The 24495-nt window shown below is 46.7% G+C and carries 29 protein-coding genes and 1 pseudogene; 14 read left to right on the top strand and 16 right to left on the bottom strand.

Annotated features, from left to right (window positions below; genetic code table 11):
- Positions 1-47: 47 nt before the first annotated feature.
- From QUA56_RS03975 to QUA56_RS03965, 3 genes are all read right to left on the bottom strand, one after another.
- On the bottom strand, positions 48-569 hold the full coding sequence (locus QUA56_RS03975; protein WP_006633075.1) for a LabA-like NYN domain-containing protein: 522 nt from the start codon (positions 567-569) through the stop codon (positions 48-50).
- 335 nt (positions 570-904) lie between these two features.
- Complete coding sequence (locus tag QUA56_RS03970; protein WP_333353508.1) at positions 905-1555, bottom strand: response regulator transcription factor; 651 nt, start codon at positions 1553-1555, stop codon at positions 905-907.
- 646 nt (positions 1556-2201) lie between these two features.
- Positions 2202-2627, bottom strand: coding sequence for a ferredoxin (locus tag QUA56_RS03965; RefSeq protein ID WP_333353505.1), 426 nt, complete (start codon positions 2625-2627; stop codon positions 2202-2204).
- A gap of 425 nt (positions 2628-3052) precedes the next feature.
- Here QUA56_RS03965 and groES point away from each other — a divergent pair, with 425 nt between their 5' ends.
- The 8 genes from groES to QUA56_RS03925 all read left to right on the top strand — a co-directional run bounded on the left by groES (position 3053) and on the right by QUA56_RS03925 (position 8462).
- Positions 3053-3364: a co-chaperone GroES gene (gene groES / locus QUA56_RS03960; protein ID WP_332945088.1), complete on the top strand. Its 312-nt coding sequence runs from the start codon at positions 3053-3055 to the stop codon at positions 3362-3364.
- A 145-nt stretch (positions 3365-3509) separates the two neighbouring features.
- Positions 3510-5153: a chaperonin GroEL gene (gene groL, locus QUA56_RS03955; protein ID WP_015174510.1), complete on the top strand. Its 1644-nt coding sequence runs from the start codon at positions 3510-3512 to the stop codon at positions 5151-5153.
- 206 nt (positions 5154-5359) lie between these two features.
- Positions 5360-5725 carry a Tse2 family ADP-ribosyltransferase toxin gene (locus QUA56_RS03950; protein WP_333353503.1) on the top strand — a complete coding sequence of 122 codons (366 nt, stop codon included), beginning with the start codon at positions 5360-5362 and terminating at the stop codon, positions 5723-5725.
- A gap of 177 nt (positions 5726-5902) precedes the next feature.
- A complete protein-coding gene (locus QUA56_RS03945) occupies positions 5903-6283 on the top strand; it encodes a hypothetical protein (RefSeq protein WP_333353500.1) in 381 nt (126 codons plus the stop codon).
- An 87-nt stretch (positions 6284-6370) separates the two neighbouring features.
- On the top strand, positions 6371-6865 hold the full coding sequence (locus QUA56_RS03940) for a hypothetical protein (RefSeq protein ID WP_333353497.1): 495 nt from the start codon (positions 6371-6373) through the stop codon (positions 6863-6865).
- Entirely contained in the window at positions 6819-7319 is a 501-nt protein-coding gene (locus QUA56_RS03935) for a hypothetical protein (protein ID WP_333353495.1), read from the top strand. The genes QUA56_RS03940 and QUA56_RS03935 overlap by 47 nt, the downstream gene beginning before the upstream one ends.
- Positions 7320-7374: 55 nt before the next feature.
- A complete protein-coding gene (locus QUA56_RS03930; protein WP_333353492.1) occupies positions 7375-8037 on the top strand; it encodes a glutathione S-transferase family protein in 663 nt (220 codons plus the stop codon).
- Positions 8034-8462, top strand: a complete 429-nt coding sequence (locus QUA56_RS03925) for a hypothetical protein (protein ID WP_333353490.1) — start codon at positions 8034-8036, stop codon at positions 8460-8462. Before QUA56_RS03930 ends, QUA56_RS03925 begins: the two co-directional genes overlap by 4 nt.
- 31 nt (positions 8463-8493) lie before the next feature.
- On the opposite strand, the gene QUA56_RS03920 is transcribed toward QUA56_RS03925, so the two are convergent.
- Positions 8494-8664 carry a hypothetical protein gene (locus QUA56_RS03920; RefSeq protein WP_333353487.1) on the bottom strand — a complete coding sequence of 57 codons (171 nt, stop codon included), beginning with the start codon at positions 8662-8664 and terminating at the stop codon, positions 8494-8496.
- Between the two features lie 166 nt (positions 8665-8830).
- Positions 8831-9802, bottom strand: a complete 972-nt coding sequence (locus tag QUA56_RS03915) for an SH3 domain-containing protein (protein ID WP_333353485.1) — start codon at positions 9800-9802, stop codon at positions 8831-8833.
- 599 nt (positions 9803-10401) lie between these two features.
- Here QUA56_RS03915 and QUA56_RS03910 point away from each other — a divergent pair.
- A complete protein-coding gene (locus tag QUA56_RS03910) occupies positions 10402-10845 on the top strand; it encodes a hypothetical protein (protein WP_333353483.1) in 444 nt (147 codons plus the stop codon).
- A gap of 336 nt (positions 10846-11181) precedes the next feature.
- Here the strand turns inward: QUA56_RS03910 and QUA56_RS03905 are convergent.
- Both QUA56_RS03905 and QUA56_RS03900 read right to left on the bottom strand, forming a co-directional pair.
- Positions 11182-11517, bottom strand: a pseudogene (locus tag QUA56_RS03905) (tRNA ligase subunit PheS family protein); the annotation flags it as partial.
- A gap of 113 nt (positions 11518-11630) precedes the next feature.
- Entirely contained in the window at positions 11631-11813 is a 183-nt protein-coding gene (locus tag QUA56_RS03900) for a hypothetical protein (protein ID WP_333353480.1), read from the bottom strand.
- Between QUA56_RS03900 and QUA56_RS03895 the strand changes: the two genes are divergently transcribed.
- Positions 11812-12468 carry an aspartate/glutamate racemase family protein gene (locus tag QUA56_RS03895; RefSeq protein WP_333025910.1) on the top strand — a complete coding sequence of 219 codons (657 nt, stop codon included), beginning with the start codon at positions 11812-11814 and terminating at the stop codon, positions 12466-12468. The genes QUA56_RS03900 and QUA56_RS03895 overlap by 2 nt on opposite strands.
- Positions 12469-12712: 244 nt before the next feature.
- Here the strand turns inward: QUA56_RS03895 and pheS are convergent, their stop codons facing one another.
- Positions 12713-13717: a phenylalanine--tRNA ligase subunit alpha gene (gene pheS, locus QUA56_RS03890; RefSeq protein ID WP_333353477.1), complete on the bottom strand. Its 1005-nt coding sequence runs from the start codon at positions 13715-13717 to the stop codon at positions 12713-12715.
- 223 nt (positions 13718-13940) lie between these two features.
- Here pheS and surE point away from each other — a divergent pair, with 223 nt between their 5' ends.
- Together surE and QUA56_RS03880 are read left to right on the top strand one after the other, a co-directional pair.
- Positions 13941-14747, top strand: a complete 807-nt coding sequence (gene surE / locus QUA56_RS03885; protein WP_333353474.1) for a 5'/3'-nucleotidase SurE — start codon at positions 13941-13943, stop codon at positions 14745-14747.
- A gap of 125 nt (positions 14748-14872) precedes the next feature.
- Positions 14873-15271 carry a hypothetical protein gene (locus tag QUA56_RS03880; RefSeq protein WP_333353471.1) on the top strand — a complete coding sequence of 133 codons (399 nt, stop codon included), beginning with the start codon at positions 14873-14875 and terminating at the stop codon, positions 15269-15271.
- 345 nt (positions 15272-15616) lie between these two features.
- Here the strand turns inward: QUA56_RS03880 and QUA56_RS03875 are convergent, their stop codons facing one another.
- Positions 15617-16867 carry an LL-diaminopimelate aminotransferase gene (locus QUA56_RS03875; protein WP_333353468.1) on the bottom strand — a complete coding sequence of 417 codons (1251 nt, stop codon included), beginning with the start codon at positions 16865-16867 and terminating at the stop codon, positions 15617-15619.
- Between the two features lie 233 nt (positions 16868-17100).
- The gene (locus QUA56_RS03870) at positions 17101-17427 is read right to left on the bottom strand and encodes a thioredoxin domain-containing protein (RefSeq protein ID WP_333303548.1); all 327 of its coding nucleotides are present in this window, start codon (positions 17425-17427) and stop codon (positions 17101-17103) included.
- A 143-nt stretch (positions 17428-17570) separates the two neighbouring features.
- On the opposite strand from QUA56_RS03870, the gene QUA56_RS03865 reads away from it, so the two are divergent.
- A complete protein-coding gene (locus QUA56_RS03865) occupies positions 17571-18332 on the top strand; it encodes a biotin/lipoate A/B protein ligase family protein (protein ID WP_333353465.1) in 762 nt (253 codons plus the stop codon).
- Positions 18333-18408: 76 nt separating this feature from the next.
- Here the strand turns inward: QUA56_RS03865 and QUA56_RS03860 are convergent, their stop codons facing one another.
- From QUA56_RS03860 to psaK, 5 genes are all read right to left on the bottom strand, one after another.
- Positions 18409-19203 (bottom strand): DUF928 domain-containing protein, encoded by a 795-nt coding sequence (locus QUA56_RS03860; RefSeq protein ID WP_333353463.1) that lies wholly within the window; start codon positions 19201-19203, stop codon positions 18409-18411.
- A 17-nt stretch (positions 19204-19220) separates the two neighbouring features.
- Positions 19221-21197 carry an adenylate/guanylate cyclase domain-containing protein gene (locus QUA56_RS03855; RefSeq protein WP_333353460.1) on the bottom strand — a complete coding sequence of 659 codons (1977 nt, stop codon included), beginning with the start codon at positions 21195-21197 and terminating at the stop codon, positions 19221-19223.
- Between the two features lie 8 nt (positions 21198-21205).
- On the bottom strand, positions 21206-21343 hold the full coding sequence (locus QUA56_RS03850) for a hypothetical protein (RefSeq protein WP_333353457.1): 138 nt from the start codon (positions 21341-21343) through the stop codon (positions 21206-21208).
- Positions 21344-21387: 44 nt separating this feature from the next.
- Positions 21388-22584 (bottom strand): site-2 protease family protein, encoded by a 1197-nt coding sequence (locus tag QUA56_RS03845; protein WP_333353454.1) that lies wholly within the window; start codon positions 22582-22584, stop codon positions 21388-21390.
- Between the two features lie 81 nt (positions 22585-22665).
- On the bottom strand, positions 22666-22950 hold the full coding sequence (gene psaK, locus QUA56_RS03840) for a photosystem I reaction center subunit PsaK (protein ID WP_333353452.1): 285 nt from the start codon (positions 22948-22950) through the stop codon (positions 22666-22668).
- A 133-nt stretch (positions 22951-23083) separates the two neighbouring features.
- On the opposite strand from psaK, the gene QUA56_RS03835 reads away from it, so the two are divergent.
- Positions 23084-23731, top strand: coding sequence for a phosphoribosylanthranilate isomerase (locus QUA56_RS03835; protein ID WP_333353449.1), 648 nt, complete (start codon positions 23084-23086; stop codon positions 23729-23731).
- Positions 23732-24187: 456 nt separating this feature from the next.
- Here the strand turns inward: QUA56_RS03835 and QUA56_RS03830 are convergent, their stop codons facing one another.
- Positions 24188-24478 (bottom strand): acylphosphatase, encoded by a 291-nt coding sequence (locus tag QUA56_RS03830; protein WP_333353446.1) that lies wholly within the window; start codon positions 24476-24478, stop codon positions 24188-24190.
- Between the last annotated feature and the right edge of the window lie 17 nt (positions 24479-24495).

The raw sequence follows: 24495 nt of genomic DNA, 5'->3' as shown, positions 1-24495 counted from the left end.
AATGACTAATGACTAATGACTAATGACTAATGACTAATGACTAATGACTAATAATCCATCTTCTCGATATGTTCCCTAATTTCATTTAGGTCTATATACCTATCTGTAGCATTTCGTAACTCTCTAGCAATCATTCCTTCGGTTGATACCACAGTAATATGAGTATTTTTAGATCGCAACAGCTCGATCGCCCTCTCAAAATCCCCATCCCCGCTAAACAGCACAACTTGGTCGTATTGATCCACCGTATTAAACATATCAACCACAATCTCTATGTCTAAATTAGCCTTTTGAGAATATCTGCCCGAAGCATCATCGTAATATTCCTTAAGAATTTTAGTGCGAACCGTGTAACCCAGACTGATCAAAGCATCTCGAAATCCCCTTTGATCTTGGGGGTCTTTTAGACCCGTATACCAGAAAGCATTGATTAAGATGACATTCGGCTGCGAAGTTTTGAAATATTCGAGCACCCTGCGAGGATCAAAAAACCAGCCGTTCTTTTGTTGAGCGTAGAACATATTGTTCCCGTCCACAAAAATAGAAAGGCGGTTCATTAAGTTTGTCATAGAAACTTAGACCTAATAATTGTAGAAAGAAGTTAATCTAAATATCACATTTTAGCAACATGGAGCTAACTGAGGCAATAGATTAAACTTCAGAAAACTCCATTCCCCCAGTATTTCATATTTTCGGCTCTACCGCCAGAGGGCTATTTTAACGCTGCTTGCATTCGATCGACAGGTTCGATCGAACCCGACGCCCTGTAACTCTATAGCGGCTGAGGTTTCAAGGTTAATTGGGCTTCAAGCTACCGCCCTACCGCCTTACCGCCAAGCAGGTATGCCGAAGCGCATTGCAGTACCTTTTGCTCCCCTGATTTCATAGCAGAGAACCCCCGCGATCAAGCCTTTTTGCTTTCAAGGGCCCAGCGAGCTAACTCTGTCCGGTTGTGCAGACCTGTTTTGCCCAGCATATTGCTGACGTGGCTTTCTATAGTCCGCTGGCTGACATTCATCACGTCTGCGATCTGGCGGTTTGCCATACCCTGCGCTAACAACTGAACCACCTTTAACTCAGTTGGAGTCAATTCGACATTGCGACGTGCCTTAATTTTTGGGCCGCTCTCAATACCTTCATTTCGGTGGCGAATCAAGCGGGATGCCGCTTTCAGAGAAGATTCTACTTGAGCTACCAGTTCTTCGGGTTCAAAAGGCTTAACTATATAAACATCAGCCCCCGTGCTCAAGCCTTTAACTCGGTCTGAACTTTGACCTTTAGCAGACAAGAAAAGAACCGGAATCCAGTTAGTGCGCGGGTCTTCTCTGATGTGTTTGACTAAAGTGTACCCGTCCATTTCCGGCATCATCACATCGCAGATAATCAAGTCGGGAATTTCTTGTTCTAGTTTTTCCAGAGCGTCTCTGCCGTTTTCTGCTGTAATGACGTTGTAACCCCGAAACTCTAAGTAATCTTTGACTAGCAAGATCAAGTTGGGGTCGTCGTCAACCAGCATCAGCCGTTTTTGCTCTCCTGAAGTATTTTCCTTTGTCATGTTTATTCCCACTAAAGTATCCCGCTCACTTCCTTTTTTTCACTCATGTTTTTTCCGTCAGTCTCCCGCCACCCGGCTGGGGGGTGGAGGACGGCGGTCTGGTGAAGGGATAGCGGTGAGGGAAAGCGGGGCGGGTATTACCGCTTCCCAACCTGTGCTCGACGGCGGTTTGTGAAGGTCTTGCGACCTGGAACGGAGCCGAAACCTGTAAGGGACGATCGCCCTGTCAAGATCGGCCTTGATTGATTGGAGACTCCCTAACAGAGCCCAAGTTAAATATTTAATCTCGATCGGTTTAATTGCAGGTTGATGCCCCAGTTTTAAATGATACTTCTGATATAGAGAAATTTAAGCAGACTCCCTACTTACGTATTTAACTGTTTCTAGTGTAGTTTGGCAACCTGCTTAGTGTCTGCCACTGAGAAACTTTTGCACAAAATTTCACAGTTCCTCCGATCGATTTTTTTGGGCGTACCTTTTGAGCAACACCAGCGACAAGCCAAGCCCGACTACCAAGACAACCTAACTACAGTTTTTTTGAGCTGTAGCAGGTGCGATCGCCCGGGCGCCCAACGGTCTCAAATTCTCACCCTTAACCTTAAATTTAACACCTTACCTATAACCCTGTAGTTTAACAGCGCTATACTTAAATGTTTGCCTGTGCCTGTGCCGGCACAGGCAAAGGATGAGTCAAAAAAGCATATTCTTGAACAACCTTTGAGTTTAGGAGATGTTCCTGAATAATTCTCTCAATGACGGGGGGAGTAACGTCTCGGTACCACACTCCGTCTGGATAGACTACCATAATCGGGCCAGACGCGCACACTCGCAGGCAATTGGCTTTCGTGCGAAAGACGCAGGTTGGTCGATCGGCACTTGGCTTGTCCAACCCCAATTTTTGCAAGCGTTTTTTTAAGTAATTCCACGCTTCCAGACTGGTTTGGCGATCGCAGCACTTGGGCACGGTTTGGTCGGCACAGATAAAAATATGCCGCTCGATTTGAGCGATTCCCAGGCTTTGGACGCAAGCGCTCAAGCTTTGGCTGCAATATTCATCGTTATTTTCTGTCATTGTCTTCATCAATCAAAAGTAATTGGTTAGCGATCGAAAGTCATATCACCACAGCCCCCACTCCCCCCCTCTCAAGGGTAGGTTTTTTACAATTCAGAAATTGAGGGCAAGCAAGGGGCAAGTTTTAAAGGCATAACAAGTCGAAATCCGGGCTTTTTCGCTTCTGGCTCTCTCCCTCTCTCTCCCTCTCTCCCCCTCTCCCTCTCTCCCCCTCTCCCTCTCTCCCTCTCTCCCTCTCCTTCCCTCCAACTCATTCTCGGTTCGGGAACCCGTACTGACAACTAAGTTGCGATCGCCGCTTTCTAAAGCTAAATTAGCACTCAGGAGTCGAGAGTGCTAATATGTCAGTTGTAAGCAGTCGGCTGTTGCTTTCATAGCAACCCTGACCCCTGACTGACTAGGATCTGTAATCTGGAGATTTATTTATGGCAGCAGTATCACTGAGTGTTTCTACCGTTAAACCGTTAGGCGAGCGCGTGTTCGTGAAAGTAAGCGCTAGCGAAGAAAAAACCGCCGGCGGCATCCTTCTACCCGACACAGCTAAGGAAAAGCCCCAAGTAGGCGAAGTAGCAGCCGTGGGCCCCGGCAAGCGCAACGATGACGGCACTCGCATTGAAATGGAAGTCAAAGTCGGCGACAAAGTTCTCTACTCGAAATACGCCGGCACCGACATCAAACTCGGCACCGACGAATACGTCTTGCTGGCAGAAAAAGACATTCTGGCGATCGTTAACTAATTAATCATTAGTCATCAGTCATTAGTCATCAGTCATCAGTCATTAGTTTAAAGCGAACGCCGCCAAACAACTAATGACGCAGGACAAATGACAGACATCCATCATCCCCAATCCAAAATCTCAAACCCTCAAATCCCCAAAAACTATGGCTAAGCGTATCATCTACAACGAAAATGCACGTCGCGCCCTCGAACGCGGTATGGACATTTTGGCCGAAGCAGTGGCCGTAACCCTCGGCCCCAAAGGCCGTAACGTGGTTCTCGAAAAGAAATTCGGAGCTCCTCAGATCGTCAATGACGGCGTTACCATCGCCAAAGAAATCGAACTAGAAGACCATGTAGAAAATACAGGCGTTGCTCTAATTCGTCAAGCCGCCTCCAAAACCAACGACGCAGCAGGCGACGGTACCACCACTGCTACCGTTTTGGCTCACGCAATGGTTAAAGAAGGCCTGCGTAACGTAGCAGCCGGCGCAAATGCGATCGCCCTCAAGCGCGGTGTTGACAAAGCAACCACGTTTTTGGTAGAAAAAATTGCCGAACACGCCAAACAAGTAGAAGATTCCAAAGCCATCGCTCAAGTCGGCTCCATCTCTGCTGGTAACGACGATGAAGTCGGTCAAATGATTGCCAACGCAATGGACAAGGTGGGCAAGGAAGGCGTGATTTCCCTGGAAGAAGGGAAGTCAATGACCACCGAATTGGAAATCACCGAAGGGATGCGCTTTGACAAAGGCTACATTTCTCCCTACTTCGTCACCGACACCGAACGGATGGAAGCGATTCTCGAAGAACCGTTCATCTTGCTGACAGACAAGAAAATCGCTCTGGTACAAGATTTAGTACCTGTGCTCGAACAAGTAGCCCGTTCCGGCCGCCCGCTGTTGATCATTGCAGAAGACATTGAGAAAGAAGCTTTAGCTACCCTCGTTGTCAACAAACTGCGCGGTGTGTTGAACGTGACTGCTGTTAAAGCACCCGGTTTTGGCGATCGACGCAAAGCCATGTTAGAAGATATCGCCGTATTGACCGGCGGTCAACTAATCACCGAAGACGCCGGTTTGAAACTGGAAAACACCAAGCTCGACATGATCGGCAAAGCCCGCCGCATCACCATCACCAAAGACAGCACCACAATTGTTGCCGAAGGTAACGAAGCCGCGGTCAAGTCCCGCTGCGAACAAATTCGCCGTCAAATGGACGAAACCGAGTCTTCCTACGACAAAGAGAAGCTGCAAGAACGTTTGGCCAAATTGGCTGGCGGCGTCGCAGTCATCAAAGTCGGCGCGGCTACCGAAACAGAAATGAAGGATCGCAAACTGCGTCTTGAAGATGCGATCAACGCTACCAAAGCTGCTGTCGAAGAAGGAATTGTTCCTGGCGGCGGTACAACTTTGGCTCACCTGACTCCTCAATTGGAAGAGTGGGCTAACAGCAGCCTGAAGGGCGAAGAATTGACCGGTGCTTTGATTGTGGCACGGGCTCTGGCTGCTCCTCTGAAGCGGATTGCTGAAAATGCTGGTTTGAATGGCGCTGTGATTGCTGAGCGCGTCAAAGAAAAGCCGTTCAACGTCGGTTTCAACGCAGCGACAAATGAGTTTGTCGATATGTTTGAAGCTGGTATCGTTGACCCCGCGAAGGTGACTCGTTCTGCTCTGCAAAATGCCGCATCTATTGCTGGCATGGTGCTGACAACCGAGTGCATCGTCGTTGACAAGCCTGAACCGAAGGATGGCGCTGCTGCTGCTGGCGCTGGCGGCGGCATGGGCGGCGGCGACTTCGATTATTAATTAATCGATCGTTTGATGGGGCGGGCTTTTGGGCCTGCCCTGTTATTTTGGTAACGGTTTTTAGCATAGGCATAACTTTAACTCTGAACGAAATTAACTAAACGCACAATCTATAAGGCCCCGTGCCTCTGTACTCAGACGCGAGCGAGGTTATATACCCAAAAACCTCACCCTGCGTTAGTTAGTTCGTAAGGAATGTTAATAACATGACTAAAACACCAGTTGCCCTGTATCGACAAGGAAATGCTAATTCACCTAGAATGGATCATGTCAGACCCAAAGATATTGCCGTTTATGAACAGCAAGGTGAATTATGGGTTATGCTTACTTTAAAAGCAGAAAGGTTGCCAGAAGGAATGTCTCGGCCGGAAGGAATATCAACCTATGAGAGTCCAGGCTCAGGAAAAAATTGGTATAAATTAGACCTCGGCACTGACATTCCACCAGAACTGGAATTAGTGAATGATGATCGTCCCGGTCATTGGTTATTCCAGCCAAATAGACCGATGACTCTAGAAAAATACAAAGAGGCACTTCACCTCATAGGCACCTTGTTCCATAAACTAGAATAAGTTAGTAGTAGGTTGGGTTTAAGTAGAGAAACCCAACCTACTAATTATAATTCATAGTATGTTTGATTACTTGTTTCTTCTATTTATCATTTTACCTGAAATCTTAAAAAATAGTATTTTGGGGATTTTCAATTAACTTTGGACGACTGAGTATTTATTTTTAGGAAGGGAACTAGCATGAACTTATCATTTAAAGATTTCAGGTTTATTATAGAAGCGATTGAACACCAAATCAATGCCTATCAAGAACGTTTGCAAGTAATTGAAGATATAGAAGAGGATGAGGATGAGGCTGCGGATCTAGGGAATGATATTAAATTCTTAGAGCTTCTCCACGCAGACATGACGACAACTTTAGAGCAGAATACTTTAGTCAAAACTTTAAGTTATGGTGAGGTTTCTTCGCCAGATCAGAATGATAAATTTTCAGAAACATCCAAAAAAATATCGTTTCAAGAATTAGTTGAATTAACCCAGAAGTTGTCACTTAGTGAGCGATTATTTCTAGTAGAGGCGATTACCTCGTCTGTGCGTCAGGAAGTCACAATAAGTAAATAATCAGCCAATTACAGGATTTCCAGAAGTTTGTTTTGATGATATACTGAGAATGACTGATTAATCGTAAAGTGAGCAGAGGTCAGACAAATGTCAGCCACCATCACAATTAGCCCCAGCGAAATTCGGCAGATATTTCAGCCCCGCACGTCCAGCGCTTCAAGGTTTTGGGAATTGGCTCAAAAAGCAAACAATTTAGCTGTAATAATTGAAGACCGTTGGGAAAAAATTCCTGCTGAAACGCAAGAATTACTCAAAGTTTTTGCCTATGCTTTCATTGAACCCCCTCAAGGAATTAAAGAGAGGTTGCTTAAATTTGTGGGGCTTGTTTCTTTGGCTATCGCTTTACCTTGGATTGTACTTAAAGGTGAACTCGATAGTTTTGTAGCTTATATTAACGCCTTTAATAGACTTATTAATGCGATTTTGAGTGCACTAGAACGGGAAGATATTGCTTATCAAAAAGCACTATCTGAAGCCCTGGAACAGACTTTTGCAGAGTTAGAAACTAGCGAGGCGATGACGGCGGAGGAGGCGTGTGAACGGATCAGAGCAATTTCATATCAAGCTCTCGAAGAACTTTGATAAAACTCAGCAAAAACTAATCCGCGATCGCTATCGTAAAAATCAGGCAGGATTAGTAAAATTTGTCGAATTACTCCAAAAATTCCTCAGAATTTTGAGCGTTGACCCCCGTCCCCGTCCACCGTTGGGACATTTAGAACCTTGGCCAAAAGGCAGTAGCCGTGATGGATGGGAACTGTGGAAGTTGGAGTTTAAAATGCCTCAGCTTCGCGGAGCTGCTGAACAGGGGCGACTTATATATTTGTTAGATATTACAAAACAAGAAGTTGTGTTGCTGTGGATTTACACGCACGCAGAATTTGAAAAACGCCCACCGGAGCAGAATCTAAAGCGTTTATTACTCGAAATTATGGATAATTATGAACTTTCCGATGAAAGTAAAAATTTAGACGACAGTGGAGACGGTGAAACTGGAGAGGACAAAGTTGGAGAGAATAAATCAAATGACAGTTAAGGTGCATAATCAAAATGTGGCTTTTATTACCTTTGAATAACCAGGCACACCAATTATGAAACTTTACCATACTCCCATTTCCGCCAACTCCCGCCGCGTCTGGGTCGCCCTCTTAGAAAAAAACCTCGACTTTGAATTAGTAGAAATCCACTTGGACGGCGATCACTTAGATCCTGAATTTGTGGCAATGAATCCTTTTCACCGCATCCCTGTTTTGGTCGATGATGACTTCACTGTCGTCGAGTCTCTGGCAATTCTTGACTATCTAGAAGCGAAGTATCCAGAACCGGCAATGCTGCCGAAAGATCCGCAAGATTTGGCAGTTGTGAAAATGGTAGAATTGGTCACGGTTAACGAACTTGCGCCGGCACTTTACCCCCTCAGCAGTGAAAAAATGGGATGGGGAACTCCCCAAGCGCAGGAAATCGCAAAGGCTAAGGAAAAAGTCGATACTGTGTTGAAATTCTTTGAAGGTTTGTTGGACGATCGCCCTTTTTTCGCTAGCAACACTGTTACCTTTGCCGAGTGCGTTGCCGGTACCGTCGTGCCCTTGCTAGCTTGGGTTGGTGTGTCCCTAGACGGCTATCCTAAAATTCAAGCTTGGTGCGATCGCCTGCTTGCGCGCCCCTCCTGGCAGCAAACTCAATCCACCGAAGCAGATTTGGTGACTTTCGTAGCTCGGAGACAAAAATTTCTCGCACAAACTCAAGTCTCATGAACAAATCACTTGTGAAGCGATCGCTCTTTTTCCTAGCTATTTTCACCTGCATCCAAATTCCCATCGCAGCAATGGGGCAGCCCGCCGCCCGATCGAACTACGAAGCAATTAACCCTAAACAGTTCGTTGCCGATCGCCAAATTACCGTCTCCAACCCCAAAGATATCGCAGCAAAACTTTTTAGCAGCGATCGAGAATCTGAAGGCAGAAAAAGCGACCAAATTTCGGTTGAATATCCCACGCGAGAAACAGCCGTAATTGTCCAAACTGTCGTCGGTTTAGCTGACGATTCTGTTGCCGGAATGCGGCACCGCATCGAACTCAGACTCAGGCAAAATAAGTGGGAAATTGTCTGGATTGGCCGACAATCGAAGTGTCAACCAAATCGCGGACACCAAGATTGGGCAAGCGGCCTCTGTAGTTAGAAAGGTCGATCGGCTTTTTACTTAAATTGATTCACCCCGCCTTCGTTGCGAGGAAAGAAGCTAGGACTTGACGAAACCAATGATTAAAAACAGAAGCCCAGAAAGATCCGCTACCGCTGCTTCTTCCCGATAGAAATACAGAAGATTCCACATTTATGAAGTACACCGCACGATCGTGAGCTTCCCCGTAGGGACACGGCATTGCCGTGTCCCTACATTTCATAAACTGGAATACGCTGTAAGTTATTCATGCGTAAGTCCAAGAAGCAGTCTCTGTTCCGCATTGTTCCCTGGCTGCGCGACAATCTTAAAACTATTTTCGGTGTCGATCGCTCTTTTAGTCAAAAAGAGCGATCGAACTCAGAATTTTACTTGCACATGATCAAATTTCCAGCCGAGATGAATCCGGGTACAGGGGCTGAAATTTCAACCCAATTGCGATTTTCTCCATTCTTATCTTTGACTAACTGGAAATTCGGCACAAGCGTTACTTGACCGTTAGCCGCTACGCCACCTTTAACCGCAGCAGTCTTTGAAGGCTCCGCACGGATAGCTAGACCCTTCGGCGCTACGCGAGGTTCTACTTGGCGGCACAGACTTACGGGGCCCGTTGCGGGTGCGGGTGTAGGTGCTGGTGCGGGTGCTGGTGCGGGTGCGGGTGCAGGTGCTGGTGCGGGTGCAGGTGCAGGTGCTGGCGCAGGTGCAGGTGCTGGTGCAGGTGCTGGCGTCGGTGCAGGTGCTGGCGTCGGTGCAGGTGCTGGCATAGGTGCAGGTGCTGGCGTCGGTGCAGGTGCTGGCGTCGGTGCAGGTGCTGGCGTCGGTGCAGGACTTGGACGGGGTGTCGGTGCCGGTGCTGGTGCTGGACTTGGACGGGGTGTCGGTGCCGGTGCTGGTGCTGGTGCTGGACTTGGGGAAGGAGTTTGACTAATTGTGCACGAACCTAAATTACTTTCGTCTTTGGGATATCCGCTAGCCACATACCCTTTGACGGGAGAGGTAATTTGAATCCAGAGGCGGCCGTCGGAGGCTTTAACAGAAGTAGCGCCTTGGGACAGCGTTACCTGAGTGTTAAGTGCTACCCCGCCAACTCTAGGGGATTTGGGGTCTGGGTTCTGGCGAACGGTCAAACCTTCTTTGGGAGTGACTTTGCGGCAAAGGTTGCCAGCTTGGGCTATTTGAAAGGTGGCGCTATTTTCAAAGGAAATATTTTCAGCATCTTGACTGACAGTGGGTGTTGATGGGGCGGCAACACCGATCGCATTCGCTTGCAAACTTCCGGCTGCGATCGCGATCGCGCCCAGCAATGCAGCGGGTTTGTTCCAGTAACTCAAGTTTTTCATCCGTTCAACTCCTCATCTAATCAAAACCATTATCTTTATTGCAGGTCAATATAGCAAAAAAATTGATTTGTCTTCCATAAAAAAGCTTTATATAACATTTTTATGACGGCAAGTCAACTTTTATTTATATAATTTAATGTTTGGTGAGTTCAGGGAAGACAAATAAAGCTGCTACGCCTAGAATTTGTTGGTTGTGGCAGAGCGGGAAAGGGGGAGAGTGGGGGAATGGGAGAGCGGGAAAGTCAAAACTTAACAGTTTAAATGCGTAACAGTCGATCGAACATTACTTCAAATTACCGCGAACAACTGACATTGGGATAGTCCCGAAATTCATCTGTGGAGTCAATCTAAAATTTTAAATCTAAAATCTCAAAATCGACTCATCTTAGTTAAACCTCCCAGAGCGCGGCTGTGCAGTCAAATCTAAAATATAAAATATAAAATCTAAAATCTCAAGTTGACTGAGGTTCATTGCTTCAATCTATCAAAAGAGGGAATTTTTTTAACAGCTCGTCGCTGGATAACCTCTATCTACAGAATGGTTCAGCCGATCGCTCAAATCGAGTACAAATAGAAGGTCATATCTCATTTTGTATTCTATGAAACTGAATTATTTTACGAAACGGCTTTCGACTGTCGGCCGCTGGATGGCTGCAACTGTGCTTTGCGTATCAGCGATGGCCTTCGTTTGGCAGGGTGCGTTTTTCTCGAACACCGCAGCAATGGCTTCTCCTGCTGTAAACATCGCAGCAGCAGATGTGGGCGATAAAATTCAAGAAAAAGCCAGCAAAGATGCTGGAAGAGCCAAGAATTTCATCCGAGATACAGAAGAGAAGGTTAAGGAAACTGCCAAGACAAATGCTGCTAAAGTCGATCGAGCATCTGATGACGGTAGTGTCGTAGAGCGCAAAGCCAAGAAAGATGCGGCCACAATTGAGAAAAGAGCAGAGGAAGATTCAGCTCGGACTCAGAAAGCAGTTGATAACACCAAGAATGCTGTAGAGCGCGCTGTTGACAACATCAAGGGTGCTTTTGGCAAGTAGAAAATAAATAAGTAGGTAAGCGCAAAAAAACAATAATATCTTGCAGGGGCTTGTAGGGGCCGCTTTAGCGCCGATCTACAGTAAGGGCGAGTCGATCATTGCAGAACCCGCCCTCTCCCCAAGTGAGGTTTATTTGTACTTACTTACTTACTTATAGCCTTTCTCAAAAAGATGAGGTATGACTGACAGCTTACATAACCACCCAGACTTATTGGGCCGGGGCCCAACTACGTACCTCATATTTCTGAGAACCGCTATACTTAAAACTGGAAGATTGATTTACATTGACCAACACCTCGATACGGATCGATCGTGTTACCAACCCCAAGCCATTCTTTAAAATTGCCGCAAAAAGCGCAAATCGCTAGCATAAACCCGGCGAATGTCGTCGATTTCATAAAGTACCATTGCGAACCGCTCGACACCAAAACCGGCCGCAAACCCAGTATATTTTTCTGGATCTAAACCAACTCCTTTAAGAACGTTAGGATCGACCGTTCCGCAGCCTAAAACTTCCAGCCATTTGCCGTTCCACTGCAAATCAACTTCGGCAGAAGGCTCTGTAAACCGAAAGTAACTCGTGCGGAAACGAATCGGCAAATCTTGCCCGAACATTTGCCGCAAAAAATGTTTAATTGTGCCTTTCAAGTCAGTAAATGTCAGACTTTCATCACATATAACCAAAACCATTATCTTAATTGCAGGTCAATATAGCAAAAAAATCGATTTGTATTCCAGAATCAGACTTTAAACAATTTCAAGCCTGCACTTAAGTCAAGTAATTGTTATAAAATTATATTTTTTGTTGCAGTCGCCCCTGAACTTGGCAACAAACTGAGAGCCGGGACGATCGTACAATCATCTGGAGTGGCAACTCGCTCCAGCCGCCTGCGGTCATTCAGAATTCTATGTATCAACTTAGTAACTATGAGAATCAAGGTCATCAACCCAAATACAAATGTCAGCATGACTCAAAAGATTGGTGCGGCTGCCGTTGCTGTTGCCAGCCCGGGAACAGAAATTGTTGCCTGCAATCCGGTGTCAGGTCCGACTGCAATCGAAGGACACTACGACGAAGCCATGAGTGTAGTAGGGGTGCTAGAAGAAATTTCTAAAGGGGAGGCCGCAGGAATTGATGGCTACGTGATTGCTTGCTTTGGAGACCCGGGGCTACTGGCAGCACGGGAGTTGGCAAAAGGTCCGGTGTTGGGAATTGCGGAGGCGGCTATGCACGCTGCCAGTTTTATCTCCACTGGGTTTTCTATTGTCACCACCTTAGAGAGGACACGGGTGATTGCTCAACATTTGGTGGATAACTATGGAATGACCCGGTTTTGTCATAAGGTGCGGGCGATCGACTTACCCGTATTAAGTTTAGAAACCCCCCACGCAAAAACGGCAATTTTACAAGAGTGCCGCTTGGCACTGGAAGAAGACCATTGTGGGGCGATCGTACTGGGTTGTGGTGGCATGGCTGATTTACCAACTCAGTTAAGTCAGGAATTGGGAATTCCCGTCATTGATGGGGTCAGTGCGGCAGTCAAACTTGTGGAAGCCCTGGTGGGTTTGGGACTGGGAACCAGCAAGGTGGGTGATTTGGCGTATCCAAACTCTAAATCCTAACTTAGGAATACTTCGTTAATTCAGTGATTCGATTCAGATTAATGAAGAAGAATTCAGGAGTTAGAATTCATGCGCTCCCGAATGATATTGTTTCCGCGCTTCATCGGAATCATACATAATTTTTCGAGTTGCAGTGCGAGCGGGACGCTCGCTATAAGTAGCGCTCGATCGCGATCCGCTTGCACGCTTATCATTCCGATGCCACCGGATTTGATATGACTCCTGACTCCTGAATTCTTTCTTTTTAAAATTGCCGCAAAAAGCGCAAATCGCTAGCATAAACCCGGCGAATGTCGTCGATTTCATAAAGTACCATTGCGAACCGCTCGACACCAAAACCGGCCGCAAACCCAGTATATTTTTCTGGATCTAAACCAACTCCTTTAAGAACGTTAGGATCGACCGTTCCGCAGCCCAAAACTTCCAGCCATTTGCCGTTCCACTGCAAATCAACTTCAGCAGAAGGTTCTGTAAACGGAAAGTAACTGGTGCGGAAACGAATCGGCAAATCTTGCCCGAACATTTGCCGTAAAAACTCTTTAATTGTACCTTTCAAGTCAGTAAATGTCAGACCTTCATCTATTGCTAAAAGTTCAATTTGGTGGAAGACTGCAGCGTGAGTAGCATCAACAGTATCGCGGCGGTAAACGCGGCCGGGAGAGACAATCCGAATCGGCGGTTTGTGCTGTTCCATGTAGCGAATTTGCACCGATGATGTCTGAGTCCGCAGCAAGTCGCCTCCTGGCAGGTAAAATGTATCTTGCATATCCCGCGCCGGGTGGTCGGGCGGTGTGTTCAGCGCCTCGAAGTTGTAATAATCTGTTTCCATTTCCGGGCCGTTGGCGACGGTGTATCCGAGGCCGACAAAGATATCGAGAGCGCGGTCTATGACGGCGTTTAAGGGGTGAACGCGGCCTTGGGGGCGAAAAATCCCAGGCATGGTGACATCGATGGTTTCTGAGGCTAATTTGGCTTGGATTTGGGCGGTTTGGAGGGCGGCGCGCTTGTCTTCTAAATTGGCTTGCAGGGCTTCTTTTACAGTATTGGCGATCGCGCCTACTTTGGGACGCTGGTCTGGCGGCAGTTTGCCCATCATGCCTAAAATTTGAGAGAGTTGACCTTTTTTGCCGAGGTAGCCGACGCGCAACTGTTCGAGTTGTTCGAGGGTATTGACAGTGGCGATCGCACTTTTGGACTCTTGACCGAGGATTTCTAGTTGAGTTTCAATGTCGCTTAGCTGGACAGTCATTTTGATTTTAGATTTTAGATTTTAGATTTTAGATTGAGGGCAGTTTTGAGCCAAGTTGAGTTTAGCGCAATTTTGGTTCGACAGTCTTGTCGATTTTAGATTTTAGATTTTAGATTTTAGATTTTCGGTAGTTGCGGATAATTTGTAATAGGTAATTGGATGTTATAGCGATCGCCCGACTTGAATTTAGTTTAGTATTGTGATCTGGCCTACAAAACTTTTCATGAAACTTTTAATTAGCAACGACGACGGCATCTTTGCACAAGGCATCCGCAGCCTCGCCAACGCTCTCGCCGCCGCCGGTCACGACGTGAGCGTAGTTTGTCCCGACAGAGAGCGCTCCGCTACCGGCCACGGCCTTACCCTGCACCAACCCATCCGCGCCGAAATTGTCGAATCTATTTTTGATCCCGCAGTCCAAGCTTGGGCCTGTTCGGGAACTCCCGCCGACTGCGTGAAACTCGCTTTGTGGGCTTTACTTGACAAACCGCCGGATTTTGTGCTCTCCGGTATCAACCACGGGCCCAATTTAGGCACGGACATCATCTGTTCGGGCACGGTTTCTGCCGCAATGGAAGGAATTATGGAAGGCATTCCCAGCATTGCTTTCAGCCTCGCGAGCTATACTTCGCAGGAATTTGGTCCAGCGGTGGATTTCGCTGTTACCTTGCTGGCACAGTTGGAAAAACAGCCAATGCCCAAACCGGTGCTGTTGAATGTCAACATACCAGCAGTCACACAAGCAGAAATTACCGGAGTTGCGATCGCCCGTCAAGGCATTCGCCGCTATTTCGACATATTTCAAAAGCGCACCGATCCGCGCGGCAAAACTTATTATTGGCTGGCTGGCGAATTGTTAGAAGATGTAGAAGAAGTCACCGATCCGGCGGTGCTGCATGATATTCCTACAGACGTACAAGCTATTCGCGACAACAGAATAACGGTAACTCCCCTGCAATACAATCTCACCTGTGCTCCCGACTTGCACTCGTTGCGGGATTGGAAATTTGAAGGTTTTCCCAAGCAGTGAGCTCCGATCGACCCGATCGGAGCGGTAAACTAGGAATTAAGGAAAAGTGCCTCTTCAGGTCTATGCCTTAGGCGTTAACACAGGCTCCCAATTAGTTGTTGGTTTTTTACTCAAGAAAAGCAGTTATGAACGCTCCCACCTATAACACTCATTCTGTCACTTGCCCGATTTGCCACCGTTCCAGCGTCGTAGGCCCAGTCGGAATGGTCAGCGGACTATTCACTTGTCCTCACTGCCATTCTCACATGGTAATTAGCTGGAGCGGTCATTTTGTGCGCGATCCTTTTAGTCTCAAACAACTGACGGTGGGAAAGATGCTCAGGCGCGAGAGCAGGCCGTTAGCTCGCCTTCAGCGCGACTTTGGGCTGGGTAAGCATTTTCCGCTGATTGCAATTTTGGGCAGTTTGGTATTTTTGGGATGTGCGATCGCCGTTACGGAACAATCGCTGCCGCGACAGAATTCATTTCAAGGATTTTTAGAGTGGGTGAGCGGAACTGGCAATTCTGAAGATGCCTCGCGTTAACATTTCTCAACATGAATTCTGACAGATACTCCGTGCAAATATCTATTCCTTTAGGTAGAAATCACAATATTTTAGCAATTGCACCAATCTTGAGCTGCGGGTAAGGACTTAGGCCCCGTGCCCTTCTTTATGTCAACAAAAACGTCAAAACCCCAGTCCGGCAGGGGTTAAAACCCCTGCCTCAAAGCGTCCGGTGGACTTAAGTCTCACCACGGTGTTTCGGGTTAAGTTGACATATACAGCGGTTCTCAAAAAAGTGAGGTATGCCCTATGCCCTATGCCCTATGCCCTATGCCCTATGCCGGATAGTACCTCATCTTTCTGAGAAAGGCTATATCACATCGCTCAATTTACAAACTCAGCAATTTTTCTAACTGCTGCTTCCAAAATTGCTGGCGACTCGACTAAGGCAAATCGCACGTAGCCTTCTCCTGATTTCCCGAAACCGGCACCGGGGGAAGCTGCGACTCCTGTACTCTTTACTAGCTGAGTGCAAAATTTTACGGAATCTTGGGCCCAAGGTTCCGGCAGTTTCGCCCAGACGTACATGGTGGCGGGGGGTACGGGCACTTGCCAGCCGATGCCCTGTAGCGCGTTTACAAAGGCATCCCGCCGTTTTCTGAAGGTTTCTACGCTGGTTCTGACGGTATCTTGAGGGCCGGTTAATGCGGAGATCGCTCCGTTCAAAATCCCTCGGTATTGGTTGAAGTCCACTGCGGCTTTTACCTGTCGCAGCGCTGCAATTAGTTCGGAATTGCCGATCGCGTATCCGACTCGAAAACCTCCCATACTGTAGGATTTGGATAGTGTAAAAAACTCGATCGCCACACTCTTATCTCGATCGGCCTGAAAAATTGACGGCGCCATCAATTTTCGATATTCTTCCTCGTTACCAGGCTCTGCCTGGTAAGGCATATCCAGAGGCTCCGCCTCTATTCTAGATACAGAATTGCGATCGTCAAATACCAAATCCACATAAGGGAAATCGTGCACCAAAACTAGCCGGTGTTCCCGACAAAAAGCCACAGCTTTCTCAAAAAAAGCAACCGGGGCGATCGCAGTTGTAGGATTGTGAGGATAGCTCAAAACCATCATCTTCGACTCAGCCAGCACTGCTGTCGGAATATCTTCAAATATCGGCAAAAACGCATTTTCGGCTAATATCGGCATCGGATAAATTTGACCGCCGGCCAAATGCACACCGCCCGCGTGGGAAGGATAGCCCGGATCGAGCAGCAAAGCAAAATCTCCAGGGTTGAGTACAGCTAAAGGCAGGTGCGCCGTGCCTTCTTGGGAACCAATTAACGGCAGCACTTCTGTTGCTGGATCGACTGAAATCCCAAATTTTTGCTCGTACCAAATAGCTGCTGCTTCCCGAAAATCTGTTGTGCCGTTAAACAGCAAATAGCCGTGAGTGCTGGTGTCGGACAGAGAATGTGCGATCGCATCTGTAATGTGAGCAGCCGCCGGCAAATCCGAAGAACCCAGAGACAAGTCAATCACATTCTGCCCCGCTGCTCTAGCTTGAGCTTTTGCCCGATCCATATCGGCAAATACATTAAATTGCAGTGGCTCTAAACGTTTGGCAAATTGCATATTTTTTGTAATTTTGGGGGATTTTAATGAATATTTTTATATTGATAAATTATTATTTAATTTTTTGCTGTGGCATTCTTATTTGCTTTGTGAATGTTTTTTTTATAACCACAGAGAGCGCAGAGGGCGCAGAGTTTGAGAGGAACATCGAGGAAAAAAGAGAGATGTAAAAAAAATTGCGATTGCTATAATTGTGAGTTGGGAGTTGGAAACTCCCCTATCATTTCCCAACTTTATAAGTGAGCGTCGAGCAAACCGATCAAAGTTTGTTTAGTAATAGCTCCTTCGTGAGAAAGCACTACTTCGGCATTTTTAAACAGCCTGAGAGCTGGGACTCCTTCTACTTTATACTGTTTGACAGTATTAGGATTGGGGTCAATTTCCATTTTAACCACTTTCAGCCGATCGCTGTAGTTGGCCGCCACCCAGTCTACCGAAGGCGCGATCAGTTTGCAAGGCCCGCACCAACTAGCCCAAAAATAGGCAAGCACTGGTTGCTCAGCTTTCAGGACTTCTGTTTCAAATTTTTCGTCGTTAATAACAATTACAGTGTTGCTCATGGTTCTGCGATTATTTTTCCTATTTATTTCTAAAGCACCGGCTCGGTAAAACTTGCACCAACTTAGAAGACAGACCCAAAAAACTGTTACTAATTTTAAAACATTCTGCGAATTATTGAGTGCGAACTCAGGACTGGGGACTGATGGCTAATTCTGTATGGCGTTTAATTCCACTGTTGTCGGCGTCTGGTAGCGTGCAGATGGCGATCGACCAATGGCTGCTGGAACAGCATCTAGCGGGCAAAAATCCGCCAACTCTGCGATTTTACACTTGGCAACCGGCGGCGATTTCTTTGGGCTACCACCAGCGCAGGTGGCCGGAGTTTTGGCAGCAGTTGTCTTGTTGCCAGGGAATGCCTGTGGAGTTGGTGAGGAGGCCCAGCGGCGGGCGCGCCGTGTTGCACCAAGGCGATTTAACTTATGCAGTTGTGGCGTCGGGATTTGGAAGCAGCCGCATGAAAGCTTATCAGACTATTTGCGAGTTTTTGATTGAGGGTTGGAGGGCGATGGGTTTGGATTTGCACTACGGGGAAGCTGGAAGGGGTTACATTCACAATCCGAATTGTTTTGGTACTGCGACGGCTGCAGATTTAGTTACACTTGATGGCTGCAAGTTAATTGGTAGCGCCCAATTGCGACGGGGTGATGCTATTTTGCAGCACGGTTCGATGCGTTTGCAGCCGGATGTTAAATTGTTTTCTCAAGTGTTTGGGGAGGAATTAATTCCTGTGAAATTACCTCTATCTGAAGGGGGAGATGATTTGATTTTAACTGTAATTGATGTTTTGAGTGCGGCGGCTTGTCGCTGTTTTGGGATTGATTTGGAGGTGCAGCCGCTTTCGGATGAGGAATGGGAAGCTATACAGGAATTATGCACTCCGACTCTCATCAACCGGGTTTTTTAGCGAATCTGCGGGCGACAACGAAGTATTTTTGTAAAAAACAAAACCCGGTTTCTGGGCCCCCATGCTATGCAATAAACTATGGCTGCGGCTGTGGATCAATTGGAACGATCGGCTCTGCCGCAATTTCGCTCAATTTCACAGAATCCAGCAAGATTTTCCAATCAGCAACTAATTCTGCATCATTAGGATTAGCGCGACGAGCGGCAACTAGAGTGCCCAGAGCATCTTGCCAAATCCCATTTTCAGCATAAATGACAGTTTTCTGGCGCGGATCTGCCTTCTCTAATTGACTGCGGATATCTGCACTGAGTTCAACTCGACGCACAATACCTGTTTCCATCTGATCGATCGATCGGTCTTGAGAGTCGCAAATCACTGTAAAATTCCAACGGTAACTTTTGCCTACTTCCAAGGGCGGCACATTTTTGTTAGCGGGGATACTAACGCCGATCACTCCTGATAAATTGCTAATTGTGACATCCTGTTTATAAATCTGGTTGCGGCTTTGATCTTCTAGGGTAAATTCGGCTAATTCTGCCCCTGTTTGAGGTAAGTAGAAAAACAATGTTGGATAGTCGGAAACAGTCCGTCCGATCTTATTTTCAGGCACTAAGGCTTTGAGACTTAGCTGACTAATGCTCCCGCAGCCACCGCGCACAACAGGGTTTCTCCGTTGATTGGGGGGGCGATTGTCGATATCTTCACGGGGCTGAACGAAGCGCGGCCCTCCCGATTGAGTGGGTGGCCCGCCATCTACGTTGTTTGGAGTCGGCTGTCCCACAACTGCTAATTGGGAAGCATTAAGTGTTGCTATCAATACTATTGAGCCAACAGATGTCAGATTGATGAGAAACTTAGTAGTTTTTTTCATATGAAATCCATGAATTTTTAGGGATAGATTCTCTTTTTTTCTTTGTTTTTTCTTCCCAAAATCCGGTAGACATTAACTTTTTGCTCCCTGCCTTTTAAAGGCAAAGCTCCCCAAGATTCTACCTCAAATTTGTCTGCCAGATGCAGTAAGGTTTCTTCTGCTATCAATATCCGGCAAGTGTCCTCTTGCCGATCCTTTTCGCAGCTTTCGAGCCGAGAGGCAATATTTACGCTGTCGCCGATCACTCCATATTCTAAACGGGTTGCGCCTCCCAGACTACCCACCATCACAGGCCCTGTAAAGATTCCTACTCGCATTTTTGCGGACGGCAAACCCCGATCGAGCCAATTTTGATTCATTTCTGGCAAGCGGGAACTGATGGCTAAAGCGCAAGATACGGCGAGGCGAGCATCTTCGGCAATTTCTTCTGGAGTGGTGCGGGGAATGGGTACGCCAAATACTGCCAGCATTCCATCTCCGGTAAATTTATTAATCACGCCTTGATGTGCTTGGACTTCTTGGGCCATTGCTGATAAATACTCATTTAACCAACTCATTACTACTTCTGGCGGTAGTTTTTCGGAGATTGTACTAAAACCCTGCAAGTCGGTGAGGACGATCGTAGCAGTAACTTTTTGGCCAGGCAATAACCCTGATTCGAGGAGATGGACGCGCTCTTTCCACAGGGCATTTGCGATCGCGGGTGAAGTTTGTTGTCCTAATAATTTCATCACAATCCCTTCCTGTTGCCTCGACTGCTCGTATTTATAGGTGACTGCAACTGCTGCGGTGATTAAAAGTGCCATAGCAGGGGAAATTAGAGGTATCCACCCTTGTTGGATGAATAGGAAAAAGGTGAATCCGAATAATGAGCCGCAAGCTGCGATCGCACTTCCCATCAAACTCAGCGATTTTTCTAGCCGCCAAGCTAAACAGCCGCCCACTGCACTCCAAACAGCGATCCAGAGAATTTCTTGCCATTCGTCCCAATACCAAAATAGCCCTTTGCCGTCTAAAGCTGCACTGAGAATTTGGCTGGTTGCCGTTGCGTGAATGAATACCCCAGGCATCGGCTGGTTTCCGCTTGCAGTAGCGCTGTAAGGGCTGGAAAAGAAATCTTTGACAGTTCGCGCTGTAACGCCTATTAGCACTATTTTACCCTTCACCAATTTTGGATCGACTTTTCGATCCAAAACTTGAGTTAGTGTCACTGTCTTTGCTATATTTTCAGCAGAGCGGTAATTGAGTAAGACTTGATAGCCTTGGGCATTAATGTTTTGATAACCTCCTGAGTTCGATCGCAATTTTGAAAATACTGTTTTATTAGCCTGAATTTCTTGTTTTTCTGTCAATTTAGCATCTATTTTTTTGCTATCCAAATAGGCAAAAGCTAGCCGCATTGAAAATGAAGTATGTGTGGTTTTCCCATCGCCAACAAACATCAAATTTCGACGCACTTTACCATCAGGATCTAGGACTAAATCGTTAAATCCTATCCGTTTTTTTGGTATGTTGGGAGGTGGCGGAGCTCGATCGTACTCTGAGTTGCCGATGAAAGTAATGGGAAATACTTTGGGGTTTTTCAGTTGAGTTGCTAATTCTGCATTCCCCGGTTCGTAGGGAGTCGCGCGAATTATATCTATGCCAATAGCTGTGGGTTCAAGACGCGCTATTTCGGCGATCGCTTTTGCTAAAGTGCGATCGGAAATTGGCCATTTTTCAATATTATTAATGTCCAGATCGGTAATTGTTACTACCAGCAACCTAGGGTCAGGGCCCGCATCGGGGCGCAACTGCACCATCACGTCAAAAGCATTTAATTCCAGTGGCTGCAACCAGCCTAAATGTCGCACTCCCAATAGAGTTCCTGTCACGACAATGCAGGTAATAGCAAGAGGTTGCAAGTCAGGGAATTGGAAGAAATGAGTTAAGTTTTTCCAACTCCAGTCTCTCTGCTTCAACTTATGATGAAATTGAGCCAAAAATTTGGGCATATCGATAATTATTTTTTCAACTTTCCTTGAAAAAATGCACCACCTCTTAACTTATCAAACAATTTTGGATTTTTGATTTGAGATAATGGAATTGGATACATGGTCTGCACAGATGAATCCGGGGGTTCTGCTTCTTTTAATCCCAAATCCCAAATCCCAAATCCCAAATTGTTTGACTAATGCCAAATTTTTAGTTGTCTTGTGCGGTTTTGGCGATCGCACTTAATTGCAATCCTTGAGGATAGCTGTTTTCTTCTTTGCTGCGCTTGATGTCGGCTTCGGAAATCTGCGGTTTGAGGTATTTTGCCAAAACTTTAACCACGTCACCCCGATCGATCGTTCCTGCTACTGAACCAATCGGCGAGAGAACGATGATTCGGGGGAGTTGACGGGCTTCCATGCTGTTAATTACTTCTGCGATGGATGCTTTTTCTGAGACTGTGGGGGTTTTTCCCAGGGGTTTTACAATTTTGTGCAAAGTCTGAAGTTGCCATTGACTGCGTTCTGTGAAGCGGATATCGTCGATCGACACTAAGCCCAAATCTCGCCCGTTGGTCGCAGCAATGTAAAATGGAAACGGATTGACTTCTAACAAATATCGATCGGCAAATTCTCGCAGAGTCAAATCTGCATCTACCACTCGAAAATCGCGGCTCATCGCATCGCCGGCTTTAATTTTGATCAGGGCTTCTTGCAAGGAAGCAAAGCGGCTGTAGGCCTTAGCATTGCGAATCGCAAACCCGCCGATTAGCGCAATCCACAAGCCGCCGTACTCGCGCGCTAACAAGCATAAACTTAGACCGAAAGCAACGGCCAGCCAACCTAAAACTTGCCCTGTTTTTGCCGCCCAGCGAACGCCGGCAAATCGAGATCCGGTGATTTTCCAAATTGCTGCTTTTAAAACTTGTCCTCCGTCCAAAGGCAGGCCGGGAATTAAGTTAAATAATCCCAAAACTAAATTAATTTCTGCTACTCTTTCTGCCACAATTGCAATCAAACTTGTCTGAGGGAGAACTTGAGATCCCAAACCGAGTATTAAAAACAGCGCAAAGCTGACGAGAGGGCCGGCGATGGCTACTTGAAAAGCTTGACCGGGAGTTTTTGATTCCGAGTCGATCGATGCAATTCCACCAAATAAGAATAGGGTAATAGAATTAACTTTAATGCCTTGCGATATGGCAGCCAAGCTGTGTCCGAGTTCGTGCAAGAGCACGGAAGCAAACAGCAGCAGAGCTATTGCCAACCCCGCACTCCAGGAGAGCGCAGGCCCCCACAAGCGGTAACCGCTCGCGTATTGGCGGGTTGCTAGGGCTAAAATTATAAACCACGAGTAATCTATAAGTAGGGGGATGCCAAATAAAGTTCCGATTCGCCAACCTGTCTGCATGAAAGTTTCCTGCCGCATGAGAGGAAGAAAGAGTTTCTATTATATCTTTTCTTCCCCTTGCCTTTCCCCTTGCCTTGATTTTTAAAGAACTCCGGCGTTTCCTAAGCCCAAGATTACTCCAGCTCCGAGCAAGTGGCCCAAGCTGGTTGTTGCTAGCAATTCTGGTATGCCGAAGCCTTTGAACATTCCAGGCACTTCAACGGGTAAAGCTGGGCCCTTGCCTCGGTTGTCCTTGTTTATGCCGTAGTAGCCGATCGCGATCGCCAGCAAGTTGCATAAAATCATTGTCAGTCCTACCAGTGGCGACCACTCCGGCGTTGAGGGAACGGTAGATTGTACGGCTAACAGCAAAGATGAGTTGATCACGTTCTTATCTCCTGATTTCACAGATCAATTGATTTCCAAGATTATAAAAAGCGGTTTGCATTAAACTAAGATTTGTTTTAATAGTTAACAATTCGTTTATATTTTGATACAAATTCGGAACGGAGGAGGAAGAGTGCGGGTTAAAATTTGCGGAATCACTAAATTAGACCAAGGAATTGCGATCGCCCGCTTGGGAGCCCAAGCTTTGGGGTTTATCTGTGTGCCGGCTTCCCCGCGCTATGTCAGCCCAGAAACTATTCGCCTGATTGTCGAGCAGTTGCCGGAAAATGTCGATCGCATCGGCGTTTTTGCTAACACCACAATAGAAAATATCTGTCAAGTAGCGGCAGAGTCAAATTTAAGCGGGGTGCAGTTACACGGAGATGAAACAGCCGAATATTGCGATCGGCTGCGCGAGTTTTTGCCGGGAATTGAAATTATCAAAGCCCTGAGAGTTAAGACTCCTGAAACTCTAGAGACTGCGGCTGTTTACGCTGTTCGTGTCGATACTTTACTGCTGGATGCTTACCATCCCAATCAACTCGGCGGTACTGGCAAAACGATCGACTGGATGATGTTAGCAGGCTTTAGACCGCAGTGTCCTTGGCTGCTGGCGGGCGGTTTAACAGCGGATAATGTTTTAAATGCAATTGATAGCGCGATCGGCTATAACTTCAGCGGTGTTGACCTTTCTAGCGGCGTAGAAATAGCGCCGGGAGATAAAGATTTGACCAAAGTTGCTCAGTTGTTCGCTAAATTAACTCAACTTGCTAATCATTGATAAATTGGCAATACCAAATCCGCGCTTTTTATCGGATTCATTCTTGAGTTTGGGTGAGCGAAGCCTGCCGCAGGCTAGGCAGACTTCGTTTGTATAGCCTTTCTCAGGTAGATGAGGTATGAGTATTAATTGGTAAGTAATTAAACAGAATTAATTACACACTGATTTTTTGCTAATTTTTTACTAGACAAGGCTTGTAGCCCAACTTTTGTGTAATTAATTGTGTCCTACTACTTAATGGAAGTTGATGGCGGTGCTTACCTCACTTAACTACATAAGCACAATTAAGAGGGCTAAAGCTAGGGCTACGTACCTCACTTACTTGAGAACCGCTATACAGTAGCGGTTTTAACCGCCGATTTCGATCGGGAGGTTGTGACTTTATACTTTAGTCTGCCAAGGCAGGCTTCGTTTGTGTAGTGGCAGTTTCAACCGCAGTTTATGCCGTTTATTATTTTATCGGCGGAGCTCAAAAGTGCGATCGCCCTCCGGGTCTTCGTATTCCAAAACCAACTCACTAACCCTAGCACCGGTGGGGCCGCGGCGGCACCAACCGATCATTCCTTCAACAGCTTTTTTATCGCCTTCAAAGACAGCCTCGACGCGGCCGTCGGGGAGATTTCTCACCCAGCCGCTGAGGCCGAAATACTTTGCTTGATTCATTGTTGAATATCGGTATCCTACTCCTTGAACTAATCCCGAAACAAACAGGCGGACTCTGACGGGCGGCGGTGATTGGTTTTGCATAAACGGGTCAACTTACT

The organism is Microcoleus sp. N3A4 (genome assembly GCF_036701805.1).
In the GTDB taxonomy this organism is placed as follows: domain Bacteria; phylum Cyanobacteriota; class Cyanobacteriia; order Cyanobacteriales; family Microcoleaceae; genus Microcoleus.
This window is presented reverse-complemented; position numbering and strand designations above follow the sequence as displayed.